Raw genomic sequence first — 14,839 nt, 5'->3', positions numbered from 1 at the left:
GGCACGAATCGTCATCCTGGTCTTGATGTCAATGCGAATGGCGCGGCACTGCCGACCCTCGGCGACCGACGAGAAAGTCCAGATCGCAACCTTCGTCGGCCTGCAGCACGTGATCGACGTAGAGACGCCGATAGCCGCCGTCGGCGGGAGCAGCATTCTTCTGCACGGTCGCCATGCGACACTGATACTCGTCTTCGGGAATATCGAGATGCAGGCGGCCAGCGTCGCTATCGAGCTCGATCCAGTCGCCGTCTTGCACAATGGCAAGCGGTCCGCCGGCTGCCGCCTCGGGCGCCACATGCAGCACGACCGTGCCATATGCCGTGCCGCTCATACGCGCATCGGAAATGCGCACCATATCCTTGATGCCCTGGCGCAGCAGCTTGGGGGGGAGTCCCATATTGCCGACCTCGGCCATGCCCGGATAACCACGCGGACCGCAATTTTTCATGACCAGGACCGAGTCGGCATCGACGTCCAGGTCCTCGTCGACGATGCGCTCTTTGTAGTGTTCCAGATTCTCGAACACCACGGCCCGGCCACGATGCTTGAGCAACGCGGGCGTTGCCGCCGAGGGCTTGAGCACCGCGCCGCGAGGCGACAGATTGCCGCGCAGAATACGAATGCTGCCATCGTTGATCAGCGGGTTATCCAGCGGACGAATCACCTCGTCATCGTAGATGGGCGCGTCTTTGACGTTGTCCCAGATCGTATGGCCATTGACAGTGAGCGCCTGCGGATGCGGCAACAACCCGGCCTCGCCCATGCGGCGCAGCACGGCAGGCAAGCCGCCGGCATAGTAGAACTCTTCCATCAGGAAACGCCCCGAGGGCATCAGGTCGACAATCGTCGGCATGCCCTGCCCCACGCGCGTCCAGTCTTCCAACTCCAACGGCACGCCAATGCGGCCCGCGATGGCCTTCAGATGGATGACGGCATTGGTCGAACCGCCGATTGCCGCATTCGTGCGAATCGCGTTTTCAAACGCTTCGCGCGTGAGAATTTTCGACAGCGTCAGGCCTTCCAACGCCATCTCGACAATGCGCCGGCCCGACATATGCGCCAGCACGTAGCGACGTGAATCCACCGCAGGAATCGCCGCATTGTGCGGCAAGCTCACGCCCAGCGATTCCGCCATACATGCCATCGTCGATGCCGTACCCATGGTGTTGCAGGTACCCGCCGAACGCGACATCCCTGCCTCGGCCGACAAGAACTTGTGCAGATCGATCTCGCCGGCCTTGAGCGACTCGTGCAACTGCCACACCGCCGTACCCGAACCGATATTCTTGCCATCCAGTTTGCCGTTGAGCATCGGACCGCCTGTCACCACCATAGCTGGCACATCACAGCTCGCTGCGCCCATCAGCAACGCAGGCGTCGTCTTGTCACAGCCGCACAGCAACACCACCGCGTCGATCGGATTGCCGCGTATCGCTTCCTCCACGTCCATCGCCGCCAGGTTACGCGTCAGCATCGCGGTGGGGCGCAAATTGGATTCCCCAGTGGAGAACACCGGAAACTCGACCGGAAAACCTCCCGCCTCGTACACGCCGCGCTTGACGTGTTCGGCGATCTTGCGGAAATGCGCATTACAGGGGGTCAGCTCGGACCAGGTATTACAGATGCCGATGACCGGACGCCCATCGAACGCATGATCCGGCAGCCCTTGGTTCTTCATCCAACTGCGGTACATAAAGCCGTTTTTATCGTTGGTGCCGAACCATTCGGCAGAACGCAGCTTGGGCTTGGATTTGTCGGTCATATTGTGTCTCTTCCGGGAATCGCTATGCCGTCGTCGCGGCAGGAAGCGCTAATGTAGATACTTTTTTGTTATCGTTCTAATGAAAATACAGCCGCTTTCGATATCAATTTACATATTCTCGAAAACCCTATGCTCAACCCCCAGCCCTGGTATATCCGCTCGCGGCTGAAGACACGCCATCTGCTGTTGCTCGTCGCGCTGGCGGAAACGGGCAACATCCACCGCGCAGCCGCCGCGCTATCCATGACACAGCCCGCAGCCTCCAAGATGCTGCGAGAAATGGAGCACATGCTGGATGTCCCCTTGTTCGAGCGCTTGCCACGCGGCGTACGGCCCACGGAATATGGGCAGGCGCTGATTCGCCATGCACGGCTGTTGGTTGAAAGTCTCGATCAGGCGCGCGATGAAATTGCCCATCTCAAGGACGGACAAGCGGGCCACATCCGTATCGGCGCCATTACCTCGCCCGCGGTCAGTCTGCTGCCCGCGGCGATTGCCGAGATCAAACAACAATGGCCACGGATGACCATCGCTGTTGAAGTCGAAAGCAGCAATTTGCTGCTGGAACGCCTGGCCCAGGAGCGGCTGGACCTGGTTATCGGACGCCTATCGCCCGAACACGACAAGCTGGCGCTGAATTTCGAGCCCTTGGATTTCGAGCCAGTCAACGCCGTCGCGCGCCTCGGCCATCCCCTGTTGCAACAGCCTGAGCTCTCATTGGAACAGGTCGCTGACGCAAGCTGGATCGTGCCACCCATGGGCTCGGTGCTGCGCCACCGTTTCGAATTGATGTTCCAGCACGCCAGCCTGCGGCCCCCGACGAGCGTCGTGGAAAGCCAGGCCCTGCTGTTCATCACCAGCCTGCTCGAACGCAGCGACATGCTGGCTGTCCTGACTATCGACGTGGCCAGGTACTACTCGGCATGCGGTCTGGTCGCGACCTTGCCGCTGCCGATGCCCTGCCAGATGGACGACTACGGTCTCATCACCCGTAACGACCGTCTGCTATCACCGGCGACAGCACGTTTGCTGGAGATACTGCGCGCCCGTGCTGGCGCTCGGACGGAGTCGCCGCGGCATGCTGCGCCTGCTATTGCGGCCGCACCACCAACGTAGACACCTGTACATCCACCGCCGTCATCAACTTGTGCACCGGGCATTTCTCTGCCACGGAATGCAGCTCGTCGATCTGGGCATCGCTGAGTTCGCCGTGCAGCGTGAGCTTGGCGGTCAGGCGATACACCCCCTTGCGCTCCTCCGATGCGTCCCGCACGACGTCGACATCGATGGACTCCAGAGGCATTTCCTTGCGCTGGGCGTACCACAGCACTGTCAGCGCCTTGCATCCCCCCAGAGCCGTGTCGAAATAATCATGCGGATCAGGGCCGTCGCCTTGCGGTTGAGGCATGGCCAACGGCAGCGAGTGGCCTTCGGCCATCGCTGTGAATTCCATGGTACGTGGGGCATTCTGGCGGACGCGAATGGTCATTTTTTGCTCCGAAAAGCCTCGGTATTCATACCGGGCAGAAAAGGGACGCAGCCGCAATGCGGCGGGACAGGTTTGATTTGCAGTGCGTTCGCGCACCGGCGGACGTTATGCGACGGGCCTTCTTGCTATTTGTAGCATTTTCCGACGACGTTCCCCCAGAGATACCGCGTAATCTTGCATCCTGACAGAAAACTGAACTTCCTGGCCCCCAGGCAGTCAGATATTGTTCCGCATTCTCGACAGGAGCCCGCCTTTCATGAGCGCCCGCCAGCTTTTAGAACAACTTCTGCAATCCGGCCAGGGTCTGGCCCGTGATGCCAGCGCACGAGTGCAATCCGCCACCTCTGGCGGCGGCAACACGTCGTCCTTTCTGACCGGACTGGGCGGCGGCGCCTTGGGCGCTGGTGCGTTGGGCCTGCTGCTAGGCAGCAAAAAGGCCCGCAAGGTGGGCGGCAAAGTCGCCATGTACGGCGGCATGGCAGCCCTGGGCGCGCTGGCTTATCGCGCATACGGTGATTGGCAGAAAAAGCAGGCTCAGCAGCCCGCATCGGCGCCGGCTGCAGCAACGACGCCCGCGCTGACGGCCGAGTCCTTCCAGAGCCTGCCCGCGAGCCAGCTCGAGCAGCACAGCTCAGCCGTGCTGACGGCCATGATCGGCGCGGCCAAGGCCGACGGCCACATCGGCCCCGAAGAACGTCAGCTACTGGAAACAGAACTCGGCAAGCTGTCCACAGACGCAGCCGACCGCCGGTGGCTGGAGGCTGAACTGGCCCGGCCGCTCGACCCCAGCGCCATTGCCGCCGCCGCCCAAAGCCCCGAGATGGGCGCGGAAATGTACCTGGCCAGCCTCATCATGGTCGACGAAGAAAGCTACATGGAACGCGCCTACCTGGACGAACTGGCACGCCAACTCAAGCTGGCGCCTGATTTGAAGGCACACCTGGAAAGCCAGGTGAAAACACCGGCGTAATGGCAGGGCCTCTCAGACAGGCCCTACAACATATCCGCAGAAGACAACGCCGGCGTCTCGGCCAGACGCTGGCTGATCGCCCGGCAGGCCTGCAGCAGCGGCGCGACATAAGCCGTCCCGGGGTCGGGTTTTTGGCGAAAGCGCAGCGTACTGACGCTGATCGCCGCGACCGGCATACCGTCACGGCCAAAAATCGGCGCGCCAAAACAATAAATGCCCGCCTCGTTTTCCTCGTCGTCCACCGCCCAGCCACGCTGACGGACCTGCTCCAGCACCCCACGCAAGGCCTTGAGGTCTTTCACCGTGTTCGGCATATAGTGCGGCAACGGCTGCGGCAATGTCTCTAACACGGCTTGCTGCGACGCTCTGTCCAGCATCGCCAGATAAGCCTTGCCCACCGCCGTCGAATGCAAGGAAACGTTGGTCCCGATGCGCGAGTTCATCTGCACGGCGCTCGGACTTTCGAGCTTTTCGATGTAGACCATGTGCTGGCCATTGGGCACCGCCAGATGGACGGTCTCACCCGTCACATCGCGTAGCTGCTTGAGCGCCTCGACAGCCGCCAAACGCAACTCCGAACGCCCCCAGCTGCGGCTGGCCAACTGAATCAAACGTGGCCCCAGCGTCAATTTTCCCGTATGGGGATGCTCGGCCAACAAACGTTCGGCCAGCAAAGCGGCCACGGTGCGGTACACCGTAGGACGCGGATAACCGCTCAGCTTGCTGAGCTCTGCAATGGTCATCGGATCCGACGTGTCCGCCACCAGCTGCAATATATGCATGAACTTTGAGAATGCAGCAGTCCCTGCGACCTGGGCGGTGGGAGGAGACGCGACGGACGTAGAGGCTGGCATGGCAATCAATGATGGCGAATCGAAACATGGCGAAGTGTGGGCGGCCACACAAGGAGACGCCCACACTGTCTGCGTATTGTACGGAGCCCGTCAGACAAAGCCCAACACGCGGAACGCCTAGAAAGTGCCAGGATATGTACCGCCGTCGGCCAGCACGTTTTGCCCTGTCATGTAGCCCGCCTGCACGCTGCACAAAAACGCGCAGATCGAGCCGAACTCCTCGGCGTTGCCGAAACGTTTGGCAGGGATTCCGGCCAGCCGTGCGGCGCGCAACGCATCGACCTCTTTGCCGGTCTTGGAGGCCGCAGCGGCCATCGTCGCCTTCAGGCGATCCGTCTCGAATGCTCCGGGCAGCAAATTATTGATCGTCACGCCGTGGGCCGCGATGCCGCTGCGCGCCACACCCGCCACGAAACCGGTCAACCCGGTGCGCGCGCCATTGGACAAGCCCAGCACATCGATCGGCGCCTTTACCGCACTGGACGTAATGTTCACGATACGCCCAAAGCCACGTTCGGCCATGCCGTCCACCGTGGCCTTGATCAACTCAATCGGCGTCAGCATGTTGGCCTCGACGGCCTTGAGCCACTGCTCGCGATCCCATTCGCGAAAATCACCGGGAGGCGGGCCGCCCGCATTCGTCACGACGATATCGTAATCGCGGTGCTCGGCAAACACAGCGTCGCGACCCTGCGGCGTCGTGATATCGACGGCCACGGCTTTGACAAAGGTGTCAGCATTCGAACGAGCCTGCAGCAACTGCTGCTGTGCCGCATTCAGCGCCTCTGCGCCGCGCGCGACGATCACCACATTCACGCCTTCGCGCACCAGCGCCAACGCGCAGCCGTAGCCCAGGCCCTTGCTTGCCCCGCCCACCAGGGCAGTCCTGCCCGCGATTCCTAAATCCATCCTTGATTCCTCGTCTAAAAAGCCACGCTACGCCTTCGGCGTGCTGACCCCAAAGGGAAACACGCCGCACACAACGCTTACGGCTTCATGTTGAATTTTTCGATCAGAGCCTTAAAGGTAGCATTGTCGCGCTCGATCTGTGCGGTAAACACTTTCTGGTCCTCGACGACATAGCCCAGATTCTGTTCATCCATAAATTTCTTCAGGCTGTCTTCCGCTGCCGCTTTGCGAAAAGCTTCGCCCAGTGTATCCAGCACAGGCTGAGGCGTGCCCTTCGGCGCGGCGATGCCTCGCCATGTACCGATAGACAGATCGATGTTGCGCTCTTTCAGCGTCGGTACATTCTCAAAGCCTTTGACTCGTTGATCCGCCATCACAGCCAGCGTCTTTAGTTTTCCGGCTTTCACGTATTGGATGACCTCTGCGGGACTGACTGCCACCGCATCAATATGGCCTCCCAGCAGCGCCAATACAGCGGGGTTTCCGCCTGTGAACGGGATGTGATTGAACTTCACGCCGGTCTTGTCCTCGAGCGCCGCCGCAGCCAAATGCCAGATGGAGCCCACTCCCGCATTGCCCAGTTGCATCGTCTCAGGCTTGGCGCGGGCGGCCTCCAGAAACTCTTCGATCGTGTTGTACGGTGAATCGGCCGCTACCGTGATCGCCGACGGATCTGCATTGAGCTGAATGATCGGCGTAAAGCTTTCGTGCGTCGTCTTGGTCAACCCCAAATGCGGAATGATCACCATATCCGCCGTCACCAGGGCCAGCTTGTAGCCGTCCGGGGCGCTCCTGGCGACATCCGTCAGGCCGATTCCGCCTGCCGCGCCCGGCTTGTTCAGTATCACGATAGGCTGGGGAAAATGCTTGCGCGACGCATCGCTCATGGCGCGCGCCAACGCGTCCGTGCCACCGCCTGCGGCAAACGGCACCACCAGTTCCACCGGCCGGCTCGGAAAACTCTGCGCCTGTGCTGCAGGAATGGCGGCAATTGCCGCCATGGCGCCCAACAGCGCAGACACCATGCAGCGATTGAATGCACGACGCTTCATCTATCTCTCTCCATATTAAATTTGACCACATTATGGTCATAGTGTTTATTTTATGGACAGATTATAGGCAGCTTCACCACACTGACGAGATCCGGGCTTACCCTAGCGGGAGTATGTGCAGCAAAAGACACATCGCGCCTATCATGAAAAACGCCGATCCATTTAGCCTGGAGTCACACAGAAATGACGCAAGCCTATAGCGACGCAGAACGCCAGACCCGCATCGATCTCGCCGCCTGTTATCGATTGATGCCGCTGTTCGGGATGAGCGACCTGATCTACAACCACATCACCGTGCGCATCCCGGGCACGGACGACGAAATCCTGATCAACCCCTATGGCTACATGTACGAGGAGATCACCGCGTCGAGCCTGATCAAAATCAATGTTCAAGGTGAGGTCCTAGACAATCCGCACACAGACCTCGGGCTGAATCAGGCAGGCTACGTCATCCACAGCGCAGTCCATGGCGCACGCCACGATGTAGGCTGCGTGATTCACACGCATTCGCGTGCCGGCATGGCCGTCTCATGTATGAAAGAGGGATTACTGCCCCTGACGCAAACGGCGATGCGATTCAAGGACATCGCCTATCACGACTACGAAAGCGTCGCCATCGATCTGGATGAGCGCGCCCGATTGGTCGCCGATCTGGGTAAACAGGACGCCATGATCCTGCGCAATCATGGGCTCTTGGTCGCATCCCCCAGCATCGCCGAGGCATTCAATGCCATGTACTGGCTGGAGATGGCTTGCCGCGCGCAAGTCGACGCCATGTGCTCTGGTGCCGCCCTGACGATGCCGCCACAGGCCGTCATTGATAGAACCCATCATCTTTATCAGCCGACCGTCCGCCGGCCATTCGGCTTGATGGAATGGCCAGCCATGCTGCGCTATCTGGACAGGCGTAATCCGGGTTATCAGGACTGAAGCCGCGTGCGCGGCATGCCATACGCGCTGCGACGCAACGGCAAGACCACGCATATGACAAGCCCCGAACAGCATGCGGCCATGCTCAGAAAACAAGCGCGGCAGTGTGGCATCTCCTTACCCACCCTCGTAACAACCGATCTAGACATGGCCCGCATCAACTACGGCTTGCACCTTCCGTGGCCGATGCGGGGCAATGAACAATCAGTGGCTGATCATCCAGGGTCTCGCCCCCTGGAACGTCTTGCCGCCATCGGCCGTACGCCGGGTTTTGCCGGGACGAGACCGCGTTGCGCAGCATCCGCAGTTCATTCCGTGCCCCGAACGCGTACTGCGCGGCGCATCGGCGCTCTTCTCGTTTATCGCATGCGCGCGGCGTACGGCCTCAGATAGCGTGGACAACGCTGGCGCGTTGCCCACCACTCGTGGCGCGGAACATCCGCATTCCGGGCAGGCAGCGGGCGCCCTGAATTCCGACAGAGGCTTGAGCGCGTCAAACGGCCCGCAGGCCTCGCAACAATACTCATACATAGGCATGGAACGACCTCGACTCAAAGATCGTACGACACAGGCATATCGACATCCCCCTTGATATGCTTGATCGGGCCGTCGGCGCCAGGCTGGATATCAAAATCGAAAATCTCAGTGGGCAGCCACAGGGTCGCGCAGGCATTAGGAATATCGACCACCCCACTGATATGGCCCTGCACCGGCGCTGTCCCTAATATGGAATACGCTTGCGCCCCGGAATAACCAAATTTCTTCAGATATTCAATCGCGTTCAAGCATGCCTGCCGATAAGCGATATGCACATCCAGATAGTGCTGCTTGCCTTGCTCGTCGACCGAGATCCCCTCAAAAATCAGATAATCCTTGTAGTTGGGCACGATCGGGCTGGGTTTGAAGATCGGATTCTTGATGCCGTACTTGGTCATTCCCTGTTTGATCACCGACACCCGCATATGCACCCAGCCGGCCATTTCAATGGCACCGCAGAACGTGATCTCGCCATCTCCTTGTGAAAAATGCAGATCGCCGACCGACAGGCCGCCGCCTTTCACATACACAGGAAAAAAGACCCGCGAACCGCGCGACAGATCCTTGATATCGCAATTGCCGCCGTGCTCGCGCGGCGGCACCGTGCGCGCACCCTCGGCGGCCGCTTTATCCCGCGCCGCGCCCGACAACTTGCCCATATGAGCCGTCTGGGCAAACGGCGGATTGGCCAACGGCGGGACACGCGCCGGCTCGGTATCAATCAAGCTTTGCTCGCGCCGATTCCATTCGTCCAACATCGCCTGATCAGGCAGGCAACCGATCAATCCGGGGTGAATCAGGCCGGCGTAGCGCACACCAGGAATGTGGCGCGACTTCGTGAACATCCCCTCGAAATCCCAGATCGATTTCTGCGCATGGGGAAAATGATCCGTCAGGAATCCGCCGCCATTCTGCTTGCTGAAGAATCCGTTAAAACCCCACAAGCTTTCTTGTTTGGCGCCGATATCGAGCAAATCGACCACCAGCAGATCGCCGGGTTCCGCGCCCTCGACACCGACTGGCCCAGACAGAAAGTGCACGGTGCTCAGATCCACATCACGTACGTCGTCGGCGCTGTCATCGTTCTTGATGGCGCCGCCCGTCCAATCATAGGTCTCCAGCACAAAATCGTCCCCCGGCTTGACCCACACTGCGATCGGAATATCCGGATGCCAGCGATTGTGTACTTGTTCGTTCTCGTAGGGCGATTGGCTCAAATCGACTTTGATCAAAGTTTCTGCCATGGAAGTCTCCTTGGAAAGGCGGGAACAGACGCTGCAGCGACAGCGAAACGGGATCGGGTGAGAAATCAGACGGACAAATATTTGCTGATGCTTTGTTCATCGACCTCGGCGCGCGTGCTTTCCAACACAAAGCGGCCACGATCGATCACGATCAAACGATCGGCAATCTGCAAGGTGAAACTGAGGACTTGCTCGGAAACAATGATCGCCAGATTTTTCATCGATCTGATTTCCAGCAAACTTCGGGCAATGTCCTTGATGATCGACGGCTGGATTCCTTCGGTGGGCTCGTCCAACATCAGGACTTTGGGCTGCGTGACCAAGGCGCGTGCAATCGCCAACTGTTGTTGTTGCCCGCCGGACAGATCGCCGCCGCGGCGGCGACGCATCTCGTGCAACACCGGAAACAAGGCATAGATCTCGTCGGGGATAGGGTCTGCCAATGCACGGCCGCGCAGCCCGGTGCGAATGTTTTCTTCCACAGTCAGCGTCGGGAAAATCATGCGTCCCTGGGGCACATAGGCGATGCCACGTCGCACGCGTTTGAAACTCTCCAATCCCGAAACACGCTGACCGTCAATGGAAATATCCCCGCCCTGAGCGGGCAACATGCCGACCAGCGTCTTGAACAAAGTCGTCTTGCCCATGCCGTTGCGCCCCATGATGGCCAGGATCTCCCCTTGAGCCACATTCAGATCCACACCATGCACGACACGACTCTGGCCATAACCCGCTTGCAGTCCTTTCACTTCGAACATTGCGAACCCCTCTCGCCGCGCCACACTCAGTGACCCAGATAGACTTCGATGACGCGAGGATCATTCTGCACATGATCCATCGACCCTTCCGCCAGTACCTTTCCCTGATGCAGTACCGTGACCTTGTCGGCGATATGCCGCGCAAACTCCATATCGTGTTCAATGACGATCATCGACCGGTCTTTGCCGATGCGATTCAATAGTTCAGCGGTCTTTTCCCGCTCCGACACACTCATCCCGGCAACAGGTTCATCCAGCATCATGAGTTCGGGTGCCTGCATCAGCAACATGCCGATCTCCAGCCACTGCTTTTGCCCATGCGACAGCAATTCCGCGGGGCGATGCAGATGCGTCGACAGGAATATCTGTTCGGCGACTTCTTCTACGCACGCTACGACATCGGCAGTCAATCTGAATGCCAGGGCGCCCAGCACCGTACGGCCACGAGGAAAGGAAACCTCCAGATTCTCGCGGACCGTGAGCGTTTCATAGATCGAGGGAGTTTGAAACTTCCGGCCGACGCCTGCCCGCACGATCTTGTGCTCGCTCATCGTAGTCAGCTCGATATCCTTGAATCGAATCGATCCCGAGGTCGCCTTCGTTCGCCCGCAGATCAGGTCCAACACGGTCGTCTTGCCGGCACCGTTCGGGCCTATCACCACGCGCGTCTCGCCCTTTTCCACATATAAATTCAAGTCATTGACCGCGACGAAACCATTGAACGCCACGGTCAGCCCCTCTACGTACAGGGCAAACTCATTCTTGCCTTCGGGCAGCGCACCAATCATCGGCATAGTCATAGCGCCTCCCGGACAACACGACCGCGACGCAACGCGAGCCTGGGCCGTACATAGTCTTTGTAAATACCAGCCAGGCCGTTCGGAAATGCCATCACCACCGCGATGAACAATCCGCCCATCAAGAACAACCAGACCTCGGGAAAGGTTTCCGAAAAATAGCTTTTGCCAAAATTCACGATCAAAGTGCCATACACCGCACCCAACAACGACAGGCGTCCTCCCACCGCGGCAAAGATCACCATCTCGATCGAAGGCACAATACCCACAAAAGACGGCGACATGAACCCGACCTGCAAGGTGAACATGGCCCCGCCAATTGCCGAGAAAATCGCCGCCACGACAAAGATGAACACTTTGAAATTCGCCACGTCATAGCCGGAAAACCGTACGCGCTCTTCCTTGTCGCGCATGGCCATCAACAATTTTCCGAGCTTGGAGGACAGCAGGAATTTTCCGAACAGGATGCAGCCGAACAACAGCGCGCCATTGATGAAGTACAGCAACACACGTGCACTGTCGCTACGGATATCCCAACCTAACAAGGTCTTGAGATCGGTAATGCCATTGACTCCGCCGGTGTACCCCTGCTGTCCGATGATCAGCACTGAGAGGATCAACGCCACTGCTTGCGTCACAATGGCAAAGTACACCTCTCCCACACGACGCTTGAACATCGCCGCGCCCAGAACCAGGGCCAGCAAAGCCGGAATCAATGGAATTGCCACCAAGGTAAAGGTAAAGCTTTTGAATGGTTCCCAGAACAGCGGCAAGGCCGTCAACTGGTTCCAATCCATGAAATCCGGAATTCCGGGCGTAGACTGGATCGCCGTAGCCTGTGGCGTAGACGCCTCCAGCTTCAGGAACATGGCCATGCAATAGCCCCCGAGCCCAAAGAACACGCCCTGCCCGAGGCTAAGAATGCCGCCATATCCCCAGCACATGACCAGGCCGATGGCCACAAAGGCATAAGACAGATACTTGCCCACCAGATTCAAGCGAAAGACATCCAGCGCCAACGGAAACACGACAAAGACAAGAGCGGCCAGTATCCCCAAGCCGATCATGCCTTCGCGCGCGCCCAGCACATTCTTGTAGAAACTCGACATCGCCAGGCTCCTTATTTACGCGTTTTGATGGAGAACAGCCCTTGTGGACGCAGCATCAGGATGATGACAATGCCCGTGAGGGTCAGAACCTTGGCCATGGAGCCCGTCATAAAGAACTCTGACACCGACTGCGTCTGAGCAATCAGAAACGCCGAAGCGACCGTTCCCAGCAAACTGGCTGCGCCACCAAAGACCACAGTCAAAAACGTATCGACGATGTACAGCGATCCGCTCGTAGGGCCCGTCGCGCCGATGGTGGTAAACGCAGCGCCCGCGACTCCGGCAATCCCGCATCCCAATGCAAAAGTCACGCGATCGACACGGCGAGTGTCTATGCCCACCGCCCCGCTCATCGCGCGATTCTGCACGGTGGCGCGCACGTGCAGTCCCCACGTGGAACGAAACAAGGCCAAAATCAGACTGGCCGTCATCAGGAACGTCAGCACCATGACAAACAGTCCGTTGATGGGGATGTCCACTCCCTCCATGGGCTGCCAAGAACCCATCAGCCATTCCGGCATCTCCGGGCTGACCTCGCGCGGTCCGAAAATCGAGCGCAGCGACTGCTGCATGATCAAGGACAGCCCCCAGGTCGCCAGCAACGTATCCAACGGCCGTCGATACAAGTGGCGAATCATGGCCCATTCGACCAGCCACCCCAATGCAAACGCCACCACAAAAGCCGCCACCACCGCGAACAGAAAATAATAGGGCGTGAAGGCGGGCGCATAGGTCTGCACCAGCGTGGCCGACAAATAGGTGGTGTACGCCCCCACGGCGAGGAATTCGCCGTGGGCCATATTGATCACGCCCATTTGCCCGAAAATCAGGGCCAGTCCCAACGCCATCAGCAACAACACGCTGAATACAGACAGGCCATTGAATCCCTGCATCAACAGGATGGCGCCAAACTCGGATAAGGATTCCATACCGCAGCCTTCAAAGCGATTTGGGGCAAACCCCGGGGGCTGGCCCGGGGCACTCGGCGTGACAACGTGTCAGGCAACTGCTTATTGATAACCCTTGGGAAAGGGATCGGGCTTGATCAACTCGGGGGTTTCATAGACCACGTCGAACTGCCCATCGCGCCTGATCTTGCCCACACGGGTCTTGCTCCACAGGTGGTGGTTCGGATCGATCTTGACGTAGCCTTCCGGCGCTTCTTTGTATTCCAGGTCAGGCGAGGCAGCCACGACCTTGTCCACATCGAAACTGCCAGCTTTCTCGACCGCCATTTTCCACAGCCAAGGTCCGAGATACGCCGCCTGCGTCACATCCCCGATCACGGCATTCGCGCCGTATTTGGCCTTGAAGGCTTCGACGAATTTCTTGTTGTTCGGATTGTCCAGGCTTTGGAAATACTTCATGCACGAGTAAAAGCCCTCGGCATTCTCGCCACCGATACCCAGCAATTCGTCCTCAGTCACCGAGATGGTCAACAAGGTCTGCTTGGCCGCAGTCACCCCTGCCGCCTTGAGTTGCTTATAGAACGACACGTTGCTGCCGCCGACCACAATGGCATAGATCACATCCGGCTTCTTGAGCTTGATCTTGTTGATCAGCGAGCCGAACTGCGTATGGCCCAACGGATAGTAGTCTTCGCCTACGACCTCGCCCTTGAGCACGTTCTCGATGTGCTTGCGCGCGATCTTGTTGGACGTCCTCGGCCAGATGTAGTCCGAGCCGATCAGGTAGAACGTCTTGGCTTTGGTTTCGCGATTGATCCAATCCAGCCCCGACAAGATCTGTTGCGTTGCCTCTTGTCCTGTGTAGAAGACGTTTTTGGATTGCTCCAACCCTTCGTAGAACGTGGGGTAATAGAGCAGGCCGTTTTCTTTCTCGAACACCGGCAGCACCGCTTTACGCGAGGCCGAGGTCCAGCAGCCAAACACGGTGGCGACCTTGTCGCTGACCAGCAGCTTGCGTGCTTTTTCGGCGAATGTCGGCCAATCGGAGGCGCCGTCTTCCTGAATGACCTTGATCGTGCGTCCGAGCACGCCACCCATTGCATTGATCTGCTCGATGGCCAGACGCTCGGCCTGGATCGACCCCGTCTCGCTGATGGCCATCGTCCCTGTGGCAGAGTGCAGTTGCCCGACGATGACCTCTGTGTCGGTCACGGCCAGGCCCGTCGTGTTGACCGCGGCCGTCGCCGGCCCGGCGGCCCTGGACAGCACCGGCACGCCCATCAACGGCAGGGCAGCCATCGCCAACGCCATGCGTCGGCGGGCCGGGGAGATCAGATCATCGTTTAACTCAGGTTTGCGAGCCATCAATTGCTCCTAGCGGATGAATGCCACCATTGACCGGATACGCCCCAGCAAATGCTGGCGTTTGACCGGGATACGGTGCAATACTAGGCACCAATGCTGCGGCGCAATATACGTTGATTGACGTAGTGGCGATGCGACCGCCTGCAGGTAAA

15 protein-coding genes are annotated in these 14,839 nt (G+C 59.0%); 3 read left to right on the top strand and 12 right to left on the bottom strand.

The genetic code is table 11. From position 1 onward, the window contains the following. Positions 1–28 precede the first annotated feature (28 nt). Entirely contained in the window at positions 29–1,765 is a 1,737-nt protein-coding gene (locus ACYVIT_RS24245; RefSeq protein WP_415807382.1) for an IlvD/Edd family dehydratase, read from the bottom strand. A gap of 129 nt (positions 1,766–1,894) precedes the next feature. Between ACYVIT_RS24245 and ACYVIT_RS24240 the strand changes: the two genes are divergently transcribed. Beyond that, positions 1,895–2,881: a LysR substrate-binding domain-containing protein gene (locus ACYVIT_RS24240; protein WP_415807383.1), complete on the top strand. Its 987-nt coding sequence runs from the start codon at positions 1,895–1,897 to the stop codon at positions 2,879–2,881. Here ACYVIT_RS24240 and ACYVIT_RS24235 read toward each other — a convergent pair. Next, positions 2,856–3,254, bottom strand: coding sequence for an OsmC family protein (locus tag ACYVIT_RS24235; RefSeq protein WP_415807385.1), 399 nt, complete (start codon positions 3,252–3,254; stop codon positions 2,856–2,858). The genes ACYVIT_RS24240 and ACYVIT_RS24235 overlap by 26 nt on opposite strands. A 256-nt stretch (positions 3,255–3,510) precedes the next feature. Between ACYVIT_RS24235 and ACYVIT_RS24230 the strand changes: the two genes are divergently transcribed. After that, complete coding sequence (locus ACYVIT_RS24230; protein WP_415807386.1) at positions 3,511–4,224, top strand: tellurite resistance TerB family protein; 714 nt, start codon at positions 3,511–3,513, stop codon at positions 4,222–4,224. 23 nt (positions 4,225–4,247) lie between these two features. Here ACYVIT_RS24230 and ACYVIT_RS24225 read toward each other — a convergent pair whose 3' ends face one another. From ACYVIT_RS24225 to ACYVIT_RS24215, 3 genes are all read right to left on the bottom strand, one after another. After that, a complete protein-coding gene (locus tag ACYVIT_RS24225) occupies positions 4,248–5,078 on the bottom strand; it encodes an IclR family transcriptional regulator (protein ID WP_415807387.1) in 831 nt (276 codons plus the stop codon). A 117-nt stretch (positions 5,079–5,195) separates the two neighbouring features. Beyond that, positions 5,196–5,987, bottom strand: a complete 792-nt coding sequence (locus ACYVIT_RS24220) for an SDR family oxidoreductase (RefSeq protein WP_415807388.1) — start codon at positions 5,985–5,987, stop codon at positions 5,196–5,198. A gap of 77 nt (positions 5,988–6,064) precedes the next feature. Next, the gene (locus ACYVIT_RS24215; RefSeq protein ID WP_415807389.1) at positions 6,065–7,039 is read right to left on the bottom strand and encodes a tripartite tricarboxylate transporter substrate binding protein; all 975 of its coding nucleotides are present in this window, start codon (positions 7,037–7,039) and stop codon (positions 6,065–6,067) included. A gap of 183 nt (positions 7,040–7,222) precedes the next feature. Here ACYVIT_RS24215 and ACYVIT_RS24210 point away from each other — a divergent pair, with 183 nt between their 5' ends. Then, positions 7,223–7,969 (top strand): class II aldolase/adducin family protein, encoded by a 747-nt coding sequence (locus ACYVIT_RS24210; protein ID WP_415807390.1) that lies wholly within the window; start codon positions 7,223–7,225, stop codon positions 7,967–7,969. A 204-nt stretch (positions 7,970–8,173) separates the two neighbouring features. Here the strand turns inward: ACYVIT_RS24210 and ACYVIT_RS24205 are convergent, their stop codons facing one another. The 7 genes from ACYVIT_RS24205 to urtA form a co-directional block, all read right to left on the bottom strand. Beyond that, positions 8,174–8,500 (bottom strand): zinc ribbon domain-containing protein, encoded by a 327-nt coding sequence (locus ACYVIT_RS24205; protein ID WP_460478306.1) that lies wholly within the window; start codon positions 8,498–8,500, stop codon positions 8,174–8,176. 20 nt (positions 8,501–8,520) lie between these two features. Next, on the bottom strand, positions 8,521–9,750 hold the full coding sequence (fmdA, locus tag ACYVIT_RS24200) for a formamidase (protein WP_415807392.1): 1,230 nt from the start codon (positions 9,748–9,750) through the stop codon (positions 8,521–8,523). A 65-nt stretch (positions 9,751–9,815) separates the two neighbouring features. After that, positions 9,816–10,508 (bottom strand): ABC transporter ATP-binding protein, encoded by a 693-nt coding sequence (urtE, locus tag ACYVIT_RS24195; RefSeq protein ID WP_460478304.1) that lies wholly within the window; start codon positions 10,506–10,508, stop codon positions 9,816–9,818. Between the two features lie 26 nt (positions 10,509–10,534). Next, positions 10,535–11,302: an urea ABC transporter ATP-binding protein UrtD gene (gene urtD / locus ACYVIT_RS24190; protein WP_415807472.1), complete on the bottom strand. Its 768-nt coding sequence runs from the start codon at positions 11,300–11,302 to the stop codon at positions 10,535–10,537. 2 nt (positions 11,303–11,304) lie between these two features. After that, positions 11,305–12,414 carry an urea ABC transporter permease subunit UrtC gene (gene urtC / locus ACYVIT_RS24185; RefSeq protein ID WP_415807394.1) on the bottom strand — a complete coding sequence of 370 codons (1,110 nt, stop codon included), beginning with the start codon at positions 12,412–12,414 and terminating at the stop codon, positions 11,305–11,307. Positions 12,415–12,425: 11 nt separating this feature from the next. Further along, complete coding sequence (gene urtB, locus ACYVIT_RS24180; RefSeq protein ID WP_415807396.1) at positions 12,426–13,343, bottom strand: urea ABC transporter permease subunit UrtB; 918 nt, start codon at positions 13,341–13,343, stop codon at positions 12,426–12,428. Between the two features lie 81 nt (positions 13,344–13,424). Then, the gene (gene urtA, locus ACYVIT_RS24175) at positions 13,425–14,621 is read right to left on the bottom strand and encodes an urea ABC transporter substrate-binding protein (RefSeq protein WP_415807474.1); all 1,197 of its coding nucleotides are present in this window, start codon (positions 14,619–14,621) and stop codon (positions 13,425–13,427) included. Positions 14,622–14,839: the final 218 nt, after the last annotated feature.

This window comes from Bordetella muralis (assembly GCF_054781015.1).
Note: the sequence above shows the minus strand (reverse complement) of the source record. Positions and strands in the feature narration are given on the sequence as shown.

Excerpts from the sequence above, each read along its gene's own strand:
- ACYVIT_RS24245 (WP_415807382.1), bottom strand. The coding sequence starts at position 1,765 with ATGACCGACAAATCCAAGCCCAAGCTGCGTTCTGCCGAATGGTTCGGC.
- ACYVIT_RS24240 (WP_415807383.1), top strand. The coding sequence starts at position 1,895 with ATGCTCAACCCCCAGCCCTGGTATATCCGCTCGCGGCTGAAGACACGC.
- ACYVIT_RS24235 (WP_415807385.1), bottom strand. The coding sequence starts at position 3,254 with ATGACCATTCGCGTCCGCCAGAATGCCCCACGTACCATGGAATTCACA.
- ACYVIT_RS24230 (WP_415807386.1), top strand. The coding sequence starts at position 3,511 with ATGAGCGCCCGCCAGCTTTTAGAACAACTTCTGCAATCCGGCCAGGGT.
- ACYVIT_RS24225 (WP_415807387.1), bottom strand. The coding sequence starts at position 5,078 with ATGCCAGCCTCTACGTCCGTCGCGTCTCCTCCCACCGCCCAGGTCGCA.
- ACYVIT_RS24220 (WP_415807388.1), bottom strand. The coding sequence starts at position 5,987 with ATGGATTTAGGAATCGCGGGCAGGACTGCCCTGGTGGGCGGGGCAAGC.
- ACYVIT_RS24215 (WP_415807389.1), bottom strand. The coding sequence starts at position 7,039 with ATGAAGCGTCGTGCATTCAATCGCTGCATGGTGTCTGCGCTGTTGGGC.
- ACYVIT_RS24210 (WP_415807390.1), top strand. The coding sequence starts at position 7,223 with ATGACGCAAGCCTATAGCGACGCAGAACGCCAGACCCGCATCGATCTC.
- ACYVIT_RS24205 (WP_460478306.1), bottom strand. The coding sequence starts at position 8,500 with ATGTATGAGTATTGTTGCGAGGCCTGCGGGCCGTTTGACGCGCTCAAG.
- fmdA (WP_415807392.1), bottom strand. The coding sequence starts at position 9,750 with ATGGCAGAAACTTTGATCAAAGTCGATTTGAGCCAATCGCCCTACGAG.
- urtE (WP_460478304.1), bottom strand. The coding sequence starts at position 10,508 with ATGTTCGAAGTGAAAGGACTGCAAGCGGGTTATGGCCAGAGTCGTGTC.
- urtD (WP_415807472.1), bottom strand. The coding sequence starts at position 11,302 with ATGCCGATGATTGGTGCGCTGCCCGAAGGCAAGAATGAGTTTGCCCTG.
- urtC (WP_415807394.1), bottom strand. The coding sequence starts at position 12,414 with ATGTCGAGTTTCTACAAGAATGTGCTGGGCGCGCGCGAAGGCATGATC.
- urtB (WP_415807396.1), bottom strand. The coding sequence starts at position 13,343 with ATGGAATCCTTATCCGAGTTTGGCGCCATCCTGTTGATGCAGGGATTC.
- urtA (WP_415807474.1), bottom strand. The coding sequence starts at position 14,621 with ATGGCTGCCCTGCCGTTGATGGGCGTGCCGGTGCTGTCCAGGGCCGCC.